Source organism: Pseudomonas sp. Con_6 (assembly GCF_059379395.1).
In genome coordinates this window covers 3,489,735-3,510,271 of sequence record NZ_CM182011.1, presented here as the reverse complement: position 1 = coordinate 3,510,271, position 20,537 = coordinate 3,489,735, and the positions used below count along the sequence as shown (strand labels likewise).

The 20,537-nt window shown below is 64.3% G+C and carries 14 protein-coding genes; 3 read left to right on the top strand and 11 right to left on the bottom strand.

The window, feature by feature from the left end; genetic code table 11:
• Window positions 1-39 precede the first annotated feature (39 nt).
• From AC5QPF_RS15660 to AC5QPF_RS15620, 9 genes are all read right to left on the bottom strand, one after another.
• Window positions 40-1,209, bottom strand: a complete 1,170-nt coding sequence (locus AC5QPF_RS15660) for an EAL domain-containing protein (protein WP_494964093.1) — start codon at window positions 1,207-1,209, stop codon at window positions 40-42.
• Window positions 1,210-1,326: 117 nt separating this feature from the next.
• Window positions 1,327-4,947 carry a transporter substrate-binding domain-containing protein gene (locus AC5QPF_RS15655; protein WP_494964092.1) on the bottom strand — a complete coding sequence of 1,207 codons (3,621 nt, stop codon included), beginning with the start codon at window positions 4,945-4,947 and terminating at the stop codon, window positions 1,327-1,329.
• A 5-nt stretch (window positions 4,948-4,952) separates the two neighbouring features.
• Window positions 4,953-5,579: a response regulator gene (locus tag AC5QPF_RS15650; protein ID WP_494964091.1), complete on the bottom strand. Its 627-nt coding sequence runs from the start codon at window positions 5,577-5,579 to the stop codon at window positions 4,953-4,955.
• A 154-nt stretch (window positions 5,580-5,733) separates the two neighbouring features.
• The gene (locus AC5QPF_RS15645; protein WP_494964090.1) at window positions 5,734-6,465 is read right to left on the bottom strand and encodes a fimbrial biogenesis chaperone; all 732 of its coding nucleotides are present in this window, start codon (window positions 6,463-6,465) and stop codon (window positions 5,734-5,736) included.
• Window positions 6,466-6,486: 21 nt separating this feature from the next.
• Window positions 6,487-7,665, bottom strand: a complete 1,179-nt coding sequence (locus AC5QPF_RS15640) for a hypothetical protein (protein WP_494964089.1) — start codon at window positions 7,663-7,665, stop codon at window positions 6,487-6,489.
• Complete coding sequence (locus AC5QPF_RS15635; protein ID WP_494964088.1) at window positions 7,665-10,172, bottom strand: TcfC E-set like domain-containing protein; 2,508 nt, start codon at window positions 10,170-10,172, stop codon at window positions 7,665-7,667. The genes AC5QPF_RS15640 and AC5QPF_RS15635 overlap by 1 nt, the downstream gene beginning before the upstream one ends.
• A 108-nt stretch (window positions 10,173-10,280) precedes the next feature.
• Window positions 10,281-10,763 carry a CS1 type fimbrial major subunit gene (locus AC5QPF_RS15630; protein WP_494964087.1) on the bottom strand — a complete coding sequence of 161 codons (483 nt, stop codon included), beginning with the start codon at window positions 10,761-10,763 and terminating at the stop codon, window positions 10,281-10,283.
• Window positions 10,764-11,073: 310 nt separating this feature from the next.
• On the bottom strand, window positions 11,074-12,375 hold the full coding sequence (locus AC5QPF_RS15625) for an ATP-binding protein (protein ID WP_494964086.1): 1,302 nt from the start codon (window positions 12,373-12,375) through the stop codon (window positions 11,074-11,076).
• Between the two features lie 9 nt (window positions 12,376-12,384).
• Window positions 12,385-13,086 carry a response regulator gene (locus AC5QPF_RS15620; RefSeq protein WP_494964085.1) on the bottom strand — a complete coding sequence of 234 codons (702 nt, stop codon included), beginning with the start codon at window positions 13,084-13,086 and terminating at the stop codon, window positions 12,385-12,387.
• 155 nt (window positions 13,087-13,241) lie between these two features.
• On the opposite strand from AC5QPF_RS15620, the gene AC5QPF_RS15615 reads away from it, so the two are divergent.
• The 3 genes from AC5QPF_RS15615 (at window position 13,242) to mobA (ending at window position 18,233) form a co-directional block, all read left to right on the top strand.
• Window positions 13,242-14,417 (top strand): efflux RND transporter periplasmic adaptor subunit, encoded by a 1,176-nt coding sequence (locus AC5QPF_RS15615; RefSeq protein ID WP_494964084.1) that lies wholly within the window; start codon window positions 13,242-13,244, stop codon window positions 14,415-14,417.
• A gap of 11 nt (window positions 14,418-14,428) precedes the next feature.
• Complete coding sequence (locus AC5QPF_RS15610; RefSeq protein WP_494964083.1) at window positions 14,429-17,551, top strand: multidrug efflux RND transporter permease subunit; 3,123 nt, start codon at window positions 14,429-14,431, stop codon at window positions 17,549-17,551.
• Window positions 17,552-17,636: 85 nt separating this feature from the next.
• Window positions 17,637-18,233, top strand: a complete 597-nt coding sequence (gene mobA / locus AC5QPF_RS15605) for a molybdenum cofactor guanylyltransferase MobA (protein WP_494964082.1) — start codon at window positions 17,637-17,639, stop codon at window positions 18,231-18,233.
• On the opposite strand, the gene AC5QPF_RS15600 is transcribed toward mobA, so the two are convergent.
• Complete coding sequence (locus AC5QPF_RS15600) at window positions 18,219-18,647, bottom strand: MarR family winged helix-turn-helix transcriptional regulator (protein ID WP_458977036.1); 429 nt, start codon at window positions 18,645-18,647, stop codon at window positions 18,219-18,221. The genes mobA and AC5QPF_RS15600 overlap by 15 nt on opposite strands.
• 20 nt (window positions 18,648-18,667) lie before the next feature.
• Window positions 18,668-20,245: an AMP-binding protein gene (locus AC5QPF_RS15595; protein ID WP_494964081.1), complete on the bottom strand. Its 1,578-nt coding sequence runs from the start codon at window positions 20,243-20,245 to the stop codon at window positions 18,668-18,670.
• Between the last annotated feature and the right edge of the window lie 292 nt (window positions 20,246-20,537).

Genomic DNA, 20,537 nt, shown 5'->3' with positions numbered 1-20,537 from the left:
TCGGGGATAGCGCGCGTACAAACCTTCTGTCCGTTGCTGTCAGCGACAAACGCTGCCCAACCGTTTGAGCAGTTGATCACGACCCAGCAGTGGCGCGAGATAACGGCCCTGGCCGAGTGTGCAGCCCATGGACATGAGCAACAGGTGTTGCTCGGCGTTCTCCACCCCGGCCACCGTGATGTTCATGCCCAGCCCTGTGGCCATGGCCAGGCTGGCCCGCAGCGCGGAGCGGTTGCGCGGCTGATTGTCCAGTTCATGCATGAGCTGGCTTGAGGTCTTGACCTCATTGAACGGCAATTGACTCAATCGCAGGAACGATCCGCCATGACCGCCGAACTCGCCAAGGCCCAGGCCGCAACCGAGCATACGCAAGCGGATCAGGCTTTCCAGATGCATGACCGAGGGCTCCAGCGCACCGTTGAAGGCCAGCTCGAAGCCGATGCCCTGCCCCACCGAACGGTGGAACTGCATCAACGACTTGATCCGCCTGGTCAGCCCGCGGCTGCCCAGTTGCGCCAGGTGCAGGGCAAAGGACAGGCGCAGCACCTGGCCTTCCGACATGACCGTGCGCTGCAGTTCCAGGCCCTGTTCCAGCAGCACCACGAGCATGTCGTCGAGTAATCCGCAGCGCTCCACCACTGGCATGAACTGGTTCTCGGCAAGGATGCCCTTGTCTGGATGCCGCCACTGGACGACCACGTCGACGCCACGGATGTCGCCATTGGTCAGGTCGCAGCGCGGCAGGTAGTGGGCAATGAACTCCTTGTAGGACAAACCCCGGCGAATGTCCGCTTCATTGACCAGTGCCCCGGCCACCGGCGCGGGCAATGACAATGCCAGCGGTGCTCGTACGCGATCGAGCGCCAGGCGCATGCTGTCAAGGTGCAATGGCTTGCCGACATCGCCGAGAAAGCTCACTCCAAGGCGCGTGACCAACTGGGTGATGGCCCGGCGTACCTCGGAATGCAGGCCGCTGCTGACCAACACCCCGCCGATCAACGACGATTCTGCCGCCCGGTGGATGAACTCCAGCCCGTCCATGCCTTCCATGCGTACGTCGCAGATCGCCACGTCGACCGGGCCGATGCGTTCGAGCAAGGTGATCGCCTCGCTGCCGCCAGAGGCTTCGAACACCTCCCGACAGCCCAACTGGCCGAGGATCTTCACCGCGATGGCACGCTGGAACGACTGGTTTTCAAGGATCAACACACGTAAAGACTTGGCCGGCACAACCGCTTCCCTCGCTAAGGTCCAGTCAACATGGTGCTACGACTGCTGGGCGGATGAATCAGGAGGGTTCCCAGCCTTCGGCGGAAAACTCCGACGCTAGCCCTCGCAGAACCGTTCAAGACGATCGGCCAGCGCCGCCATGGCTTGGTGCAGGTTGTCCACCAGCGGATCGAGCGCCAGTCCCGGGCGGCTGTCCTGGAACGCCTGTTCGAAGCTTTCGCAGGCCTGCAGTAACCAGCGCGCCTTGATGATCCGTGCCCCGCCCTTGATCCGGTGGACAAGGTCGATAAGGCCGCCGAGGTCATTGTCCGCATGCAACGCGAGCAACTGCGCGAGGTCTTCCCGATTGCTGGTCAGCAGGTCCATGAGCAGATCCTTGATCGCCTTCGCGTCGCCGCCGGTGAGCTGATGCAAACTGGACAAGTCGAGGCCTTCGCCCAGTTCGCTGTCTACCGTCTGCCCAGCCAGCGGTGGGCGCTGCTCGCAGGCGCCCAGCTTGGCGGCCAGTTCCTTGAGGTTGAGTGGCTTGAACAGGCAATCGTCCATACCCGCCTGCAGGCAGCGTACGCGCTCCTCCGGCTGGGCGTTGGCGGTGCAGCCGAGCAGCAGCACCGAGGGTTTGCCCTTGCGTCGCTCGTCCTCGCGTACCGCCCGGGTCAAGGCGTAGCCATTGATGCCGGGCATGTTGCAGTCGGTGATGAGCACGTCGAAGCGCTGACGCAACCAGGTGCGCAGGCCTTCATGGCCATTGGCGGCGGTGGCCACCCGATGGCCCAGGAAGCTCAGTTGCTGCTGCAGCAGCAGACGGTTCGCCGGGTAGTCATCGACCACCAGGATATGCAGCGGCGTGACGGTGTCGGCGATGGCTTGTGGCAAGCTGGCCAGTACAGCCTCGGACGGCACCTGGCGTGGCACGTCGAGCCGCAACTGGGCCCGGGTGCCGGCGCCCAGGGTGCTGTCCAGTTGCATCTCGCCGCCCATCATCGCGCACAGCGCATGGCTGATGCTCAGGCCCAGTCCAGAGCCGCTGCGGGCGCTTTGCTGGTTGTTGCTAGCCTGGCGGAACGGGCTGCCGAGCTGGGCCAGTTCGTCGGCGGGGATGCCGACCCCGGTGTCCTCCACCGCCAGATGCAGCCCGACCCGCTCGTGACCGACTTCAACGGCCAGGGTCACGCAGACCATGCCTTCATCGGTAAACTTGATGGCGTTGCTGATCAGGTTGGACAGCACCTGCTTGAAACGCAGCGGGTCCAGCAGCACCTGCAGCGAGCCATGGCCATCCATGTCCAGCTTCAGTTGCAGGCGTTTCTGCCGGGCCTGGCCTTCGAACAGGCGCACGGTGCTTTCCACTTCCCGATACAGGTCGACCGGCTGCGGCGACAGGGTCAGGTGGCCTGATTCAATACGGGTGATATCGAGGATGTCCCCGACCAGGTCGCGCAGACCCCGTGCCGCGCCGGAAGCCACTTCCAGGGCCAAACGGTCGAGCAGGCCGTCGTCGGACTTGCGCAAGGCCAGTTCGAGCATGCCCAGCAAGGCATTCAGCGGGTTGCGGATCTCGTGGCTCATGGTGGCGAGGAAGTTGGTTTTGGCCCGGTTGGCCGCTTCGGCGTCGTCCTTGGCCAGTTGCACGGCGTGGTACAGCTGCTGACGTTCGGAAATATCGATCCAGCCACCGATCAGCCCCGCTACCTCGCCGTCGCTGCCGCGATACGGCAGCATCCAGTGGTAGATGGTCATGCGCCGCCCGGCCAGCACCAACTCCCGGTCCTCCACCACCGAAGCGCCCTGGGCAATGACCTGGCGATAGGCCTCGCGGCACTGCCGGGCCTGGGCCGCGCCGATCAGCCATTCCGGCAGGGTCTGGCCGATCACCGCTTCAAGAGGCACGTCCAGTGCTTCCAGGTAGCTGACGTTGCAGGTCAGCAGGAGGCCGTCGCGGTTGCGGACGTAGATGGGGTGCGGTGTACCGTCGATCATCACCCGCATGAACTCCACCTGGTCGCTCAGTTCCCGTTCCGCCCGCAGGCGCCTGCGCACTTGGCGGCGCAGCCCGCGAATCCAGTACACCGCAAGGAACAACAGCCCCCCGGCCATCAACAGGCCTTGCAGGATCATGCCGCGATACTTGCGCCAGTAGCTGTCGGTGATGATGACTTCGCTGCTCCAGCGGTTAGTCAGTTCGTCCAGTTCCCGTGGCGAGATGCTCAACAGTGCCTTGTTCATGACCGACAGCAGTTCGCCAGCGCCGCGACGGGTCGCGAAGGCGAAGTGCATGGCGGGCACCGGTAGCGCCGCGCGGATGCGCAATTGCCCGCGAAACTGCCGGGCGATGGTGTAGCGCGCGCCGACCAGGCTGACCACCGCCCCATGCGCCTCGCCACTGGCGACCCGTTCCAGAGCTTCCTGCGGACCGCTGCTCCACAGCACACGGACGCGCGGGTGTTGTTCGCGCAGGTAGTCCTCCAGCACGCTGCCCTCGACCATCGCCAGGCGCTTGCCGGCCAATTGTTCCAGGTTGTCCACGGCTGATCGCTCCGGCGTGACCAGCACCAGGCTGTTGCTCAGCCAGGAGCGGGTGAACCCCACCTGTTGCTGGCGCCCCAGACTGAACGGCACGGCGGCCAGCAAGTCGACTTCAGCCAGTTCAAGGCGCCGCACGCTGTCGTTGAAGCCCGCGCTGTCGACGATGTCGAAGCTCAGCCCGCTGCGTTGTGCGATGAGCTCCAGCAGATCGGCGCTGATGCCGCGGAACACGCCTTGGTCGTCGCGATAGCTGACGGGCAGGAACTGCTCGTCGATGGCGACCCGCACCCGCGGGTGAAGCTCCAGCCAGCGGCGTTCCGCAGGATTCAGGTCCAGCCGCGGCGGTGCGATGAGGGTGCTGGTGCCGGCACTCCAGCGTTGCCGGATGTCTTGGCGGACCTGCTCCGGAATGCTCGCCAGCGCCTGATTGACCAGGCGCTTCAGGCGCAGGTTGGCGGGGCTCAGGGCGAAGCCGTAGTGACGGTCCTCGAACAAGTCGGTGGGCGACAGTTGCAACTGCGTCAGGTAGCTGGTCTGCAACAGGTAATGAGTGCCCAGGGCATCACCGAGAAACAGGTCGGCCTGGCCGAACGCTACTGCGCCAAGCGCATTACGGACCGAGGGATAGAGGATCAATTGTGCCTGCGGGAACAGTTGCCGGGCATGGCCCTCGGCCAGGTAGCCTTCACGCATCGCCAGGCGGATCCCGGGGCGCTGCGGGTCAGGGATGCCGCCCTCCTCGCTGCGGCTGGCCAACACCGGCCGATTTTCTGCATAAGGGCGCGACAGCAGCAGGCCGCCACGGGCCGCCTCGTCGGCGTTGGCCGTGCCAAGCAGGTCGATTTCGCCGCGATTGAGCGCTGCCAGAGCGGCGGTCCGTGTGGTATAGCGCCGCACACGCACCTGGACCCCTAGCAACTCGCCGAGCAACCCCGCGTAGTCGGCGGTCAGGCCCTCGTAGTCGCGTCCGGTCGTGGTGATGTCGAACGGAACCCGGTCCGGCCGGCTTACGCCGAGCCACAAGACATTGCGCGTCCACAGCCAGTTGCGGTCGTCGACGTCGAGGTTCAGGCGCAGATCCTCGGCCAGGCTGGAACGCCCCAGCAAGCTCGGTGCCTCGCCCCAAGCCAGGGTACTGCACAGCCACAGGCAGAGCACGAGCAGCCAGGTCAGCCCGCTGTGGTGCCGCACGACGGTCAGATCAGCGAGTGGCGCCTGGCCAGGTCGGCCAGGTCCACCTGCGAGGTGACGCGCAGCTTTTCCAGCAGACGGGTCTTGTAGGTGCTGATGGTCTTGTTGCTGAGCAGCATGATCTCGCCGATGGCCTTGTTGCTCAGGCCGCGGGCCAATTGCTGGAGGATCAGCAGTTCGCGGTCGGTGAGTCGTTCGATGCGCTGGGTCTCGGTGGCCTGGCAGTCGTAGCGGTTCACCGAGCTGAGGGAAATCTCGGGAAAATAGGTATAGCCGGACATGATCGCCATGATCGCCTTGCGCAGCTCACTGAGATCGTCGTTCTTCGAAACGTACCCCGAAGCGCCCAGACGCATGCAACGCAAGGAGAAGTAACCCGGAACCTGGGAGGTCAGGACCAGCATCTTCATGCTCATATGGGCGGCCTTGACCCGGGCGATGATCTCCAGGCCGTCCATGCGCGGGATGGAGATGTCGAGAATGGCGATATCCGGTTCGTACTCGCGGATCAGGCGCATGGCATCGACACCGTTGTCCGCCTCGGCGACGACATCGAACTGTTCCTGGCGCAACAGCATGCGCACGCTGGCGCGGATGAACGGGTGATCGTCCACGATCATGGCTTTGTACATGAATCCCTCACTTTTCTGATGACGTACCTGTCGAGGAGCACGAGCGATGCCATCAAAAAGCCACCACTCTCTCCACAGGAGTATCGGTTGCCGGCTAGGCACATGTGCACCGGACGATTCCCGCGATAGCGAAGGAAATTTCCGAGCGTGCACTTCAGCCCTTGATCTCGACCCGCCGACGCTCTCCACCTTCGATCAGCTCGAAGCGATAGACCCGCCCTGGAGCGCGACTGAACGGACGCTCCAGCCCAGGGCGGATATGGTGCTTGGTGGCCACCGCGCACTGGTTGCCACTGAGGTTGCAGTCGTTGAAATGGTCGAGGACCACGGTGGCGGTGCCGTTGTTGAGCACCGTGAATTGGTCTTCCCGCTCGCTGATCTCGGTACGGAATGCGGTCTCCTGCGGGCGGATGAACAGTAGCGAGCCGTAGCCGGCGAGGATGTTGACTCCGGCCTTGAGCTGCGCTTCGTACGCTTGCGCTTCTTCATCGCTGATCGCGAAGCCATCCCCGTGCTCCGGCAGGACCGGAATGAAGCGCAGGCGGAAGTAGCGTTCGTCTGCGCGCTCGCCGCGGTACAGCAGGCGCACCGCCTGCATACCGCTGGCGGGTACGATCAGCCGCGCCGGGCTGGCGATCAGGGGCCTTTCGCTGACCGGCAGGTCATCATGGGACACTTCGCGAACCTGGCCGCGGCCGTCGTAGATCAGTTCGACCACACTGACCTTGACGAAGGCCGTGGTGTCGCCGAGGTTACGCACACGTTTGAGCAAGGTACTGGAGCCGCCCTCGAGGTAGTCGTAGAGGCCGCCGACGTTGATCTGTGGAGCGGCGTGCGCAGTGCCTGCCAACAAAGCCAGGAGCATCCCGGCCAACAAGGTTTTCATGGTGTCGCTCCTGAGCAATGATCAGAAATTGGCATCGAAGACGATGGTTACGTCGCCTTCATAGCGGGCACCGGGATAGCGGGTCATTTCCGCCACGCCGGCTTTATCTACCTGGAAATGCAGGCTCGCGGTGCGGTTCAGCGCCGGTGCCATGGCCTCCAGCAGGACCGCCTCGGCCTCGCCTACCGGCAGCGGCAGGCGGTTGACCGGTTGACCGTTATGCTGGATCACCGTGGGCAGGGTCAGCGCCACCTGCACCGGCACCTGGTGCTCGTTGCCCGGGTTGCGGATCGCGCAGCGCCCGCCAAGGTTGTATTCACAACGGGTATGCACGGTGAAGGGACCGGACGACCAGATGCGCATCGGCAGGTCGCGGTACAGGCGCTCCGGCAGGCGCCGATTGTTCAGCCACTGGGTCCAGCCTCCCGGCGGCTCCAGCACCACCCGGTCGGAGCCATTGGGGAAGTCGATGACGAAGGCGTGGACGACATCCAGCTCGAAGTTGACGGTAAGACTGGTGTCGCTGAGGTTGCTCACATCGTTGCCGAAGTCGAAATCGCCACCGGCGCCGACGCTGTAGCTGATCTGTCCACGGTAGAGCCCCTGCTTCATCTTCAGCGGCGAAGGCATGCTCAGACGGTAGGCCACGCCAAAGTCCCGGGTTTGCACGTGGCGTTCGGTACCGACGCCGCCGGGACTGCCGATGGGATAGCAACCGTCGGGATTGGGCGGGGTTCTGACGTTCCACAGGTAGGAAGCCCAGTTACCTGCCCCCAGGGTGTACAGATAGCTGCAGCCGCCCCGGACATACAAGGTGAACACCGGGCTTTGGCCGCCTGTGGTGGCGACGTACTGGCTGACCGCGAACATCTCGAAGGTCAGCGTATAGGACTCCCCGGTGTGGTCGTTGATGACCGTGACCGAACGCCTGGATGGCAGTTTGATGTAGTAGTTGTCCCGCGGGTCCGTTGCTTCGTTGACCGTGCGCTTGTCGTAGGTGATCGGGATACCGACCGTCTCCACGCCATTGCAGTAATGCGGCCAGCGACCGCAGAAGGCCGCTTGCGGCGTGGTGTTGGTGAACTCGGTGCCGCCACGGTACTGGGCAGTGATGGTCACCTGCGCCGCGTCCAGCGGCGGTGCCCAGTACAGGGCCAGGACCACCAGTGCGGCACGAAGCAGATAGGCATTGCGTAACATCAGGCGTCTCCGCTTGCGGATTGATCGGTGCCGGCAAGGCTGTCCGGGGTACATACCTGATCGCCCACCAGCAATACATCGTCCTGGCGCTGGGCGCCGGCGTTGAGGCTGAGCAGGCACAGGCGCTGGCCGCCCTGGCGGATTTCCAGGGTCGGGGTCGATTCGCTCATTTCCACGGCGAAGAAACCGTCGGCTTCACTGACGCTACGGCTGGCGTGGTTGATCACCATGGCGCCACGCAGCGGCTTGCCGTGAACATCCAGCAGGCGCCCGAGCACGGTCACCGTGCGCATCACCCGCAGGACCCGGTAGTCCACGCCACCACGGTTGAGGTGATAGCTCAGCGAGGACGGCTGAATCACCGCCGCCGGAACGGCGCCGTCCTCGAAGTCCAGTTGCACGCTGCCGGAGCGGTAAGCGTTCACCGGAATCACGTTGCGTCCGGGGTGCAACAGGCTGCTGTGACCGTCGAGGTCGTCGACACGCAGGCGCAGGTTGTCGAGGTCCGATTCGACATCGACGATCAGCCCGGCCTCGTAGGGCAGGTACTGGCCACTCAAGGCCAGCTTGCCGCCCCCCAACGCCAGGGTGCTTTCCAGGTTGAGGCCGCCACTGATCTCGTTGTTGTAGGAGGAGTTCTGCAGGTAGGCGTCGCCGTACACCGCCTGGTTCTCGAACTGGGTATTGGCAGCGAATGCCGCGCCGTAGCGGTCGGCATTTAGGGTGCCGGCCAGCGAGCGGAAGGTGCCGTGATCGAGGTCCTGCTGGTAGGTCAGCGAGGCATTCAGATCACGCCCGCCGTCCCGCGAGGTGCGCGTGCCAAAGCTGCCGTTGATGCGCCGTCCCGGACCACCCAGGCTCATGCTCAGGCTGAAGGTGACGCCACGGTTGCGCTGGCTGCCACTGCTGAAATTACCCGGGCGGTCGAACAACGCTACTCGCCAGTTGGCGTCCGAGCCCATCAACTGGCCGTACTGCGACCAGCCCAGGTCCAGCCCGGTGCCGCCGTTGTTGCCGCTGCTCTGGCTCAGGCGCAGGGTCGCCGTGCTCTTGCGAGTGACCCGCTGGCTGAGAGACAGCGACGTCTGGCGGACCTCGCGGATCCGTGGCAGATCCTGGTTCTCCAGGCGGTAAGCCCGCGGGTACTCCAGCCATGAGCGGCTGTGACTGAGGACCAAACTGCCCGAATCATGGTTCCACACGCCTTGCAGGTCGTAGCCATTGCCTTGTTCGTCGGTGTGAAACAGGTTGCCGAACACTTTGAAACGGTCCAGGACGTCCCAATCCAGCGAGGTGCCGTATTGCATCTGACCGTCGATACGCTGGGTGGAGAGGCCGACCACCATGCGCGGGTGCAGCAGGTAGTTGCCGATGACGCCGGCGGCCAGACCACCGTAGTCGTCGTCCTCCCAGTTGCTGAGCAGTTCGTCCTGGCGACCGAGGTACAGGTTGTAGCGCCAGGGCGAGTCGGTGTTGTTCCAGTTGCTCGGTTTGTAGATGAATTCCTGGCTGCGCGAGGTAACCTGGCCGTCCTCCACCAGGCGCACCTCCACTTCATAGATGCCGCCTGGCAGTACCCGCGTATCCAGAGCCTGCAGACCAGGCTGCACCGGTTGGCTGTTGATCAACTGCTCGTTGCGGTAGATCTCGACGATCCCCGGGCGGTTGGGGGTGACATAGATAGGCGTTGCGCTGGCCGTACCGTTGTTCACCGCCAGGCTGTCGCTGCTGCCGAACATCAGGCCGACCGTGGTATCCGGGCTGCTGCCGAGCAGGCGCGGCTGGCGGCTGAGACCCTGGAGCCCCGGCGTGAAGTAGCCGAGGCGATAGAAACGGTCTTCGTGGACACGCTCGGCGTAGAGTTCGTCGACCCGGTGGCGGGTCTGCGGACGATCATCGTTGCTGCGGTCGACCTGAGCCTCGGCCACCGTGGTCCAGTTGCCGAGGCTGCCCTGGCCACGCAGGGCGTAGCGGCCGACGGTATTCTGGCCGTCACGGCTGAGATTGAGTTGATTGCGCAGGATCGCACCCAGGCTGCCCTGCTCCGGCAAGTGGTGCCAGGCGGCCTGCTGATCGCGCTCGGCATGCCGGGTGAGGACCGACAGCTGCGAGTTGACCAGGCTGTAATGCACCGCCACCAGATCCTGAGGGCAAGCGCTGACGCAGTTGCCCAGGGCCTGGCCTGCCTGCAGCACCTCGCCCCAGCGCTGGCGCACGGTGTCTGGCTCCTGGCTTTCGTGGGTGTCGGTGAATTCCAGCAGTTGCACGCGCTCGTCGCGGCTGAGGACCACCATGGCCTCGCCCAGCAGGCGGCCATCGAGATCGACGCGCACGGCGAGCGGTACATCGAAGAAGTGGTCGTTGAATTCCTTGGGCAATCCCTCGGCCTGTCTGAGGATGCCGAGCTGAGTGGCTTGCCCTGTCTCTTCCCTGGCGCTGACGTCGGTCAGCCAGACGGAGGCCACGCAGCAGCCCACCGCCAATCGTATGGATGTCGCAAGAGACATGTGTGATTGCTCGTCGCAAATGGAGACTGCACCAATCACCCCCGGCGCGACATGGGGAGCGCCGGACCGGGGACGATCGGAAAGGGAGAAAGCAACGTGCCCGGAGGCTTACTCGGTGGTGGTTTCGAACATCATGTTCACTACGCCGAGGTAGTTACCCGGGGTGTAGCCCCCGGCGCCAGCGGCCTGGGCCGCTACCTCGAAGCCGACGATGGCGCCTGGTGCAGCCTGGTCCTTGCTGATGACCTCGGACGACGTCAGGGTCAGGGCTTTGCCGGCTACGCTGACATCCAGGCCGATGGTGTCGGCACCGCTGGTGATGGTTGCCGGGTTGAGCAGGTAGGCCGAGATCGGACCGGTGGTGCTGCGTACCTGAAGTTGCTTGCGAATCGGTTGCAGGGTTTGCTGGAAGGAGTTCCAGGCCATGTCCTGCGGTTCGTTCATCCAGTTGCCGCCGACCGGCTCGACGTAGAAGCTCTCGGTCGGGATGGTGGCGGTGATGGTCACCTGCTTCTCGATTGGGTCGGCTGCCAGTGCGCTGCCTGCCGCCATCATCAGAGCCATCGGGAGGGCGAGAATGCTGTATTTCATTACCAGTTTCCTTGTATAGGTGGCGAAAAATCCACTGAACTCACAGGAACATCGGCGAACGTCGAGTGACTGGCAGATGTCTCGGTGAGCGAGGCGGATTATTCGCGACCGGGGAAATGGCTTACATCAGACATGTCCCAGCGAGACGAGGAAATTTCCCACCGTCGTCCGTCGAAAGGGGATTGGGGACTACCTGATGGGGGGTGGGATAGGCGGAAGGAGGTTTTGGGGGTGTAAAGGACCGCAGCGCCGCGAATCCAGTAGGACCGGGCGTTGCCCGCGATGAGGTCCGAAAGAATGACAACGAGCCTCAGGCAACCCGCCGCGGCAGAACGATGCTGAACCTGGCCCCACCCAGCACCGACTCACCGACACTGAGCTGCCCACCCTGGCTCTCGATCACCCGCCGGCTGATCGCCAGCCCCAGGCCGAAGCCACCGGTGGCACGATCGCGGCTGCGGTCCAGGCGATAGAACGGCTGGAAAATCTGCTCGCGTTCAAGCTCGGGAATACCGATGCCATCGTCCTCGACGCTGATCAGGCAGTTGCCCTGCCCGTCCTGGCCCAGATCCAGCAGCAGGCGACGGTCGCAATAGCGCATGGCGTTGCGGATGAGGTTCTGCACGGCGCGGGCAGTCATCCGTGGGTCCAGGGCAAAGCGCAGGTCGCCACCACCACGCACCTCCCAGCAGATGCCGCGCCCGTCCAGTTCCTCGGCAAAACTGCCAAGGATGCTGTCGACGAACTCAAGCAACGACACCTCGACCCGCTCGACGATCTGCCCCGGCGTCTGCAAGCGGCTGTAGGACAGCAACTCCAGCACTAGCTCATCCAGCTCTCGCACATGCCCGACCAGTTGCATCAGGCGCTTGCGGCTGGCCGCCGGCAGTTCGTCGTAGAGCAGCACCAGGCCGAAATCCAGGCGGGTCAGCGGCGTGCGCAACTCGTGGGACACCGCGTTGAGCAGTTCGCGCTGCTGGGTCAGCAACTGTTCCAGGTCTTGGGCCATGGTGTCGAACACCGCCGCCAGGGCGCCGATGTTGGAGCGCGGGGAAATGTTCGTGCGCTCGGCCAGGTGCCCCTGTCCGAGCAATTGCGCGGTGGCCTTGAGTCGCTCAAGGTCGCGCCAGTGCGGCCATAGCCAGAGCAGCAGGCAACCGAGCAGTGCCGCGCCGATCAGCACGGTGATGCCCCAGGACAGCAGGTTGATGTCGAACGGGTCCGGCGGGTTGCGCAGTTCCACCAGCCAGCGCTCGCTCAACGGCGCGATGGCCGTCTCGTAGTAGCCCCAGTCGCCTAGGCGCACTACGTTCTGCCCGCCATCCAGGCGCTGGCGCTCGGCGCCGGTCAACTGCACGTTGCTGCGCGGCATCAGTTCGATGGCCAACGGCGCGAAATCCGCAGCAAGCTCCTGTGCCACCTGCGGCCACTGGCTTTCCGGTACCCGCTTGAACTGCTTGACGATCAGATTCTGCACGCCCCGCGCCTGCTCCAGGTTGTAAGCGACATAGCGCTCGTTGAAGGCGTTGAGGATCAGCTCCGGCACCAGGAATAGCGCGCCGGCGTAGGTGACGATGGTCAACAGGTAGAGGCGAACGAGGATCTTCAGCATGGCCCGGCCTCAGACCTCCCATTCCACGCGGCTGAACAGGTAGCCCTTGCCCCACACCGTCTTGATCTTGCGCGCCTCGCCGGCATTGTCGTCGAACTTGCGTCGCAGCTTGGAAATGGCCACGTCCACCGAACGGTCGGTGCCGTTGAACTCGATGCCGCGCAGGTGCTGGAGGATATGGTCGCGACTGAGCACCGTGCCGGCGTTGCGTGCCAGCACCACCAGCAGGTTGAACTCGCCGCTGGACAGCTCCACCGGCTGGCTGCGCCAGGTCACGGTGCGCTCGGCCAGGTCGATGTACAGCGCACCGATCAGCAGACGATCGCTCTCCAGGTGCGGCTCGGCAACGCTGCTGCGTCGCAGCAAGGTGCGCACCCGGGCCAGCAGCACCCGCGGTTCGCAAGGCTTGGCCACGTAGTCGTCAGCGCCCATCTCCAGGCCCAGGACCTGGTCGTGGCTGTCGTCGCGGGCAGTGAGCATGAGGATCGGCAGGGTCTGCGATTCGCCGCGCAGGCGACGGCACACCTGCAGGCCGTCGAGGCCCGGCAGCATCAGGTCGAGGATGACCAGGTCGGGTTTGTCGCGGCGCACCTGTTCCAGCACCAGGTCGCCACGGGCGATGACGCTCACGCTGAAACCATTGCGTTGCAGGTAGCTGGCGATCAGCTCGGACAGGGCACAGTCGTCTTCGACCAGGAGGATGTTGGGCATGACTTGACTTGGAGGACAGGGAAAGTCGGCAGGATATAGAACCCGGAAAGGTAAGAAGGTGTTTCCTTACACTTTTTAACAGACGTTCTACACAGCTTCACAGCCGCTTGCAGCGCGGCTGCGTAACATGCAACGGTCATTTATGGAAGAAGCGTATGTTTCCCTCAAGCCCCGCTCGTCTGCTCCCCCTTGCCGCCGCCCTCCTCCTGCTCAGCGCCTGTGGCGATGGCCAGGCCCCGGAGGACGCGCAAGCGCCCACGCCCAACGTCTCGGTGGAAACCGTGCAGGTCCAGCCGCTGGCGATCAGCAGCGAGCTGTCCGGGCGCATCCAGGCACCACGCATTGCCGAGGTACGGGCGCGGGTCGCCGGGGTCGTGCTCAAGCGCGAGTATCGCGAGGGTAGCGACGTGAAACAGGGCGACGTACTGTTCCGTATCGACCCGGCGCCGTTCCAGGCCGACTACGACAGCGCCCGCGCAACCCTGGCCAAGGCCGAGGCGACCCGTTACCAGGCCAGGCTGCAGGACCAGCGCTACGCCGAGTTGATCGCGATCAACGCCGTCAGCCGCCAGGACCGCGACAACGCCCGTGCCGCAGCGATGCAGGCTGATGCCGACGTAGCGGCGGCCAAGGCGGCGGTGGAGCGCGCCCGGCTCAACCTGGGCTACGCCACGGTGACCGCGCCGATTTCCGGACGCATCGGCCGCGCCCTGGTCACCGAGGGTGCGCTGGTGGGCCAGAACGAGACCACGGCGCTGGCCACCATTCAGCAACTGGACCCGATCCACGCCGACGTCACCCAGTCGACCCGCGAGATCAACGCCCTGCGCCGCGCCCAGCGCGCCGGCGAGCTGCAGCAGGTCGGCCAGGGTCAGGCGAAGGTCACCCTGATCCAGGACGACGGCACGCCCTACCCGCTGCCCGGCAAGCTGCTGTTCTCGGATATCTCCGTCGACCAGAGCACCGGCCAGATCACCCTGCGCAGCGAGTTTCCCAACCCGGATCTCGACCTGCTGCCTGGCAGCTTCATCCGCGTGCGAGTCGAACAGGCGGTGCAGCCTCAGGGCATCAGCGTGCCGCAACAGGCAATCCTGCGTGACAGCGCTGGCCAGCCACGGGTGCTGGTGGTGGATGGCGAGCAGCGTGTCGTCGAGCGCCCAGTGGTGCTCGGTGCCGCGCAGAACAACCGCTGGATCGTCAGTGCCGGTCTGAACCCGGGCGAGCGCGTGGTCACCGAAGGCCTGCAACACATCAAGGCCGGCGACCAGGTTCAGGTCACCGCCCGCGAATCGGCCAAACCGCCCGTCGTCCAGAACACCACCGGCCAGTGAGGGCCTGACTCATGCCGCAGTTTTTCATCGAACGCCCGATCTTCGCCTGGGTGGTCGCCCTGTTCATCCTGCTCGCCGGCGCCCTGGCCCTGCCCAAGCTGCCGGTGGCCCAGTATCCCAACGTCGCCCCGCCGCAGGTCGAGATCTACGCGGTGTACCCCGGTGCCTCGGCGCAGACCATGGACGAAAGCGTGGTCAGCCTGATCGAGCAGGAGCTCAACGGTGCCGACCACCTGCTGTATTTCTCCTCGCAGAGCAGCCTGGGCAGCGCCACCATCACCGCTACCTTCGAACCGGGGACCAACCCGGAACTGGCCCAGGTGGACGTGCAGAACCGCCTGAAGATCGTCGAGTCGCGCCTGCCCCGTGCCGTAACCCAGCAAGGCCTTCAGGTGGAAAAGGTGTCCACCGGTTTCCTCCTGCTGGTGACCCTCAGCGCCGACGACCCGGCGCTGGACGAAACCGCCCTGAGCGACTTCCTCGCCCGCAACGTGATGAACGAGATCCGCCGCCTGCCCGGTGTGGGCAAGGCGCAGTTGTACGGCTCGGAGCGGGCCATGCGCATCTGGATCGATCCGCGCAAACTGATCGGTTTCAACCTCACCCCCGAGGATGTCAACGCCGCCATCACTGCGCAAAACGCCCAGGTTGCACCGGGCAGCATCGGCGACCTGCCGGGCCGTTCCGGCCAGGAAATCACCGCCAACGTGCTGGTCAAAGGACAATTGTCGACGCCTGAGGAGTTCGCCGCCATCGTCCTGCGCGCCAATCAGGACGGCTCTACCGTGACCATCGGCGATATCGCCCGGGTCGAAATCGGTAGTCAGGAATACCAGTTCGGCACCCGTCTGAACGGCAAGCCCGCCACTGCTTTCAGTGTGCAGCTGTCGCCGGGCGCCAACGCCATGCAGACCGCGACCCTGGTGCGCGAGAAGATGGACGACCTGTCGCGCTATTTCCCGCCCGGCGCCAAGTACGACATTCCCTATGACACCTCGCCCTTCGTCAAGGTCTCTATCACCCAGGTGATCAATACCCTGGGCGAGGCCATGATCCTGGTGTTCCTGGTGATGCTGCTGTTCCTGCAGAACATCCGCTACACCCTGATCCCCACCCTGGTGGTGCCGGTGGCGCTGATGGGCACCTTCGCCGCCATGCTCGCCCTGGGCTTCTCGATCAACGTCCTGACCCTGTTCGGCATGGTCCTGGCCATCGGCATCCTGGTGGACGACGCCATCGTCGTGGTGGAGAACGTCGAGCGCATCATGATGGAGGAAGGCCTGTCGCCGAAGGCGGCGACGCACAAGGCCATGGGCCAGATCAGCGGGGCCATCATCGGCATCACCGTAGTGCTGGTGGCGGTGTTTCTGCCGATGGCGTTCATGAGCGGCTCGGTGGGGGTGATCTACCAGCAGTTTTCCATGTCCATGGCGGTATCGATCCTGTTCTCGGCGTTCCTTGCCCTGAGCCTGACCCCGGCCCTGTGCGCCACCCTGCTCAAGCCGGTAGCCAAGGGCGAGCACCACGAGCGCCGCGGCTTGTACGGCTGGTTCAATCGGCGCTTCGAGGCGCTGAGCAACGGCTATCAGCGCTGGGTGATCCATGCCATCGCCCGCAGCGGGCGCTACCTGCTGCTCTACGCGCTGCTGTTCGGCGCGCTGGTGATGAGTTTCAGCCAGGTGCCATCGTCGTTCCTGCCGACCGAAGACCAGGGCTACACCATCACCGACGTGCAATTGCCACCAGGGGCCAGTCGCGAGCGTACCGAGGGTGTGGCAGCACAGATCGAGGCGCACAACGCCGCCGAGCCGGGAGTCGGAAATACTACGGTGATCCTTGGCTTCAGCTTCTCCGGCAACGGCCAGAACGCTGCGCTGGTGTTCACCACCCTGAAAGACTGGTCGGAGCGCGCCGCCGATGACGCTGCCGCGGCCATCGCCGAGCGTGCGACCATCGCCTTCAGCCAGTTCAAGAACGCCATCGCCTACTCGGTGCTGCCGCCGCCAGTGGATGGCCTGGGCACCTCGACCGGCTTCGAGTTCCGCCTGCAAGACCGGGGTGGCCTCGGCTATGCCCGGCTGATGGCCGCCCGCGACCAGTTGCTCGCGGCCGCAGAAAAGAGCCCGGTGCTGGTCAATGTGCGCGAAAGTGCCCTGGCGGAAAGCCCGCAAGTGCAGCTGGAAATCGACCGCAAGCAGGCCAATGCGCTGGGCGTGTCCTTCGCCGATATCGGCACGGTGCTCAATACAGCGGTGGGTTCCAGCTACGTCAACGACTTCCCCAACCAGGGCCGCATGCAGCGGGTGGTGGTACAGGCCGAAGGTGATACCCGCAGCCAGGTCGAAGACCTGCTGCAGATCCATGTACGCAACAGCAGCGGCAAGATGGTCCCGCTGGCCGCCTTCGCTCGTGCCCAATGGGTCTCGGGCCCGGTACAACTGACCCGCTACAACGGTTATCCGGCGATCGCGGTGAGTGGCGAGCCGGCCCCGGGACACAGTTCTGGCGAGGCCATGGCCGAGATCGAGCGCCTGGTCGGCGAGCTGCCGCTGGGCTTCGGCCTGGAATGGACCGGTCTGTCCCTGCAGGAGAAATTGTCCGGTAGCCAGGCACCGCTGCTGATGGCCCTGTCGCTGCTGGTGGTGTTCCTCTGCCTGGCGGCGCTGTATGAGAGCTGGTCGATTCCGACCTCGGTACTGCTGGTGGTGCCACTGGGGATTCTCGGCGCGGTGCTGGCGGTGACCTTGCGCGGGCTACCCAACGACGTGTTCTTCAAAGTGGGCCTGATCACCCTGATCGGTCTGTCGGCGAAGAACGCCATCCTCATCATCGAGTTCGCCAAGAGCCTGGTGGACCAGGGCCATGACCTGGTGGACGCCACGGTACAGGCGGCGCGCCTGCGCCTGCGGCCGATCGTGATGACCTCGCTGGCCTTCATCCTCGGCGTGGTGCCACTGGCCATCGCCACCGGTGCCAGTTCGGCGAGCCAGCAGGCCATCGGTACTGGTGTGGTGGGCGGGATGCTCAGCGCGACGCTGGCAGTAGTGTTCGTGCCGGTGTTCTTCGTGGTGGTGATGCGGGTGACCGGGTATCAGCGCAGGAAGGCCGAGGCTGCCGCGCAGGTTGATGGCTGATCTTGAGGCCATCAGCAACAACACAATTGAAACCTGCCAACCACCATGGGAAGGTGACGCTCTTTACTTCTCAAGCTCGATGCCAATGAACCAGCCTGCACTCCCCCCCTGCTCCATCCTGATCCTGGCCGGTGGCCGCGGCCAGCGCATGGGCGGGCGGGACAAGGGCTTGCTCCTCTGGCGAGGCGAACCGCTGGTGGCGCACCTGCAACGCACCGTGCGCCCCCTCACCGACGACCTGATCATTTCCTGCAACCGCAATGTCGATGCCTACCGGCCCTACGCCGACCAGCTTGTGCAGGACGAACAGACGGACTTCCCAGGACCGATGGCCGGCGTCCTTGCCGGACTGCGCGCCGCCCGCCACGACTGGCTGCTGGTTCTGGCCTGTGACGCTCCGCAGGTTGACCGGGCGCTGCTGGAATCCCTCCTGGCCCTTGCCCACGACCCACATACTCCGGTCATGGTGCGCCAGGCCGGCCATTGGCAACCGATGTTCAGCCTGATCCCGCGCGCACTGACACCCACACTTTCAGCCGCCTGGGAAAGTGGCGAACGCAGTCTGTCGTGGGTGTTGCGCGGCGGGCCCTTGCTGGCCCTGGAGTGCGCCGAAGACGATCCCCGGCTGGCGAACTTCAATACCCCGGAGTACCTCGACGATGGTGCCTCAGCGCAGTCGTGAGCGTATCTGTCGGCAGGTGTCGAGCATCTGCTGGCGGTTCTGCGGCTCCAGGCCGAGCTTGCCGTTCATGCAGTCGAGCAGTTGCGCCGCTTCCAGCTTCAACGCCTTGCCCTTGTCGGTGAGCAGCACCTTGCGCCGGCGCCGGTCGCCCGGATCGAGATAGACCGTGATGAAACCGGCGTCACTCAGGCGCCGGATGATCGGCGTCAGGGTGCCGAGGTCGAACAGGGTTACCGCACTGAGGGAGCTGATGGACATGTCGTCCTCACCCCATAAACCGATCAGTACCAGCAATTGCGGGTAGGTCACGCCATGCCGGCGTAACGGTTCGCCATAGTCGCGGACCATGGCATTGGCGGTGGAATACAGGGTGAAACACAGCATTCCGTCGAAATCGAAGGTTGGTTCTTCCATAGGCGTCTCTCGGGTGGCGATCATTCGGCCACCGCTGCTTGCTCGTTGCGTGCCCATTCCTGCAGCAAGACGAGATCCACTCGCCCACTGCCCGTGCTGGGCAATATTGTTTTTAACGTGATGCCCACCGGTACCTGCCGGCTGGCGAGGCCAGTCCGGCAATGCTCCAGCAGCTCGCCGACATCCACTGTCCGCTGGCCGGGCTCCACCACTACAAAGGCCCAAGGGGCCTGACCGCGTTCGGCATCGTCGATGCCAACCACCGCGGCGTCCCGCACACCATCGAGGGCGAGCAGGAACTGTTCCACATCCAGCGGGTTGACCCGCACGCCATCGCAGCGAATCAGGTGACTAAGGCTGCCGTGGTCATAGAGGTAGCCATCCTCGTCACGGCTGCACAGTTCGCCCGTGTGCAGGACGACCTCTCCCGGCTCGATACCGGGCTTGAGCCGTTCTGCCGTGGTCACCGGGTCGCGCCAGTAGCCGGGCGTCACCGACGCGCTTCGAATGACCAGTTGTCCCAGGCGCTGCGGCTGTTCGACCCGCTGTCCTTCATCATCGATCAGCCACACCTCGGTGTCCGGCACGGCGATGCCGATGCTGCCGGGCTTGCCAACCACATCTTCGGGCGGCAGGCAGGCGCAGCACTTGCACTCGGGCAGGCCGTACAGGGTGCAGATCCGGGCATTGGGGAACAGGCTGTTCATCCTTGATATCTGTCGCCGCCGCAACCCCGCTCCGCCGTTGGTGACCAAGCGCACGCCGGGGAAGGCAATGCCGCGTCGGGTCGCATGTTCGTGCAGGAACGTCAGGGTATTGGTCACGAAAGGCACCACGCTGACCTGGTGCCGCTCGATGCTGTCCATCAGGGAAAGCGCCACGTTGGACGTCTTCTCCAGTACCAGGGTGGCCCCGGCATCCACGGCCATGAGCATCTGATACAGACCGTAGTCCGTGGACAATGGCAGGGAGCACAGGATGTTGTCAGTGACTTCGTAAGCCAGATTACTGCGCAGCGAGTCCAGCGCCGCCAGCATGTTGCGCTGGCTGACCATCACCCCGCGGGGCACCTGAGGCCCTTCGTCCGGGTAGAAGATAGCCGCCAGGTCGTCTTCCCGGACCGGTATCGGCGCAGCGTCCTGTTCGTCCTGGCCGAGCAGACTTTCGAAGGTTCGGGTAGCGCAGGCATCCGGCTCGCCATCGAGCAATACGATGGCCCGCAGGTGAGGCAAGGCAGCGATGCTGCTGGGCAAGCCGGCCAGCACCGCGCTGGTGGTGATCAGGACCGAGGCTTGGCTGTCACGTATGACATGCTCCAGATGCGCACGCCGCACCAGCGGGTCGACATTGACCACCACCCCGCCAGCCTTTAGCACGCCCCAGAAGGCACAGACCGTTTCGATGCGATTGCCCAGGCACAACAGCACGTTTTCCTGGCGACGCAGACCCAAGCTGCGCAAGCCTCTGGCCAGGCGCTGGCTGGCATCCTCGAGTTGAGCATAGGTATAGGACTCGCCGGCATAGACGATCGCCGTCTTGCCGGGATACAGGCCATTGCATTGATCCAGCACCTGGCGCATGCCGCCCCGTCGATTCATGGCACAGCCACCTGGATCGTAGTGGGATGGACAGCAACACCGTCACCGAGCGCCGGTTCTTTGACACCATTTGTCCTGGTATCCGTCAAGACGCTTCCCATGCAATAAAACCTTCATTGGTTTGTATAAAAAGTAAAGACCCAACGGGGCGAATGCGCACCGAAATGTGAACTTAGTCCGTTTTTTTTACAAGATTGCCCCATTCGAAGGAATATAGCCAGTTGCCATTGCGGCGAATAAATGGCGCCAAGAAATAGCTACAGCCCGCGCATGGCGGGCTGTACAGTCAGTC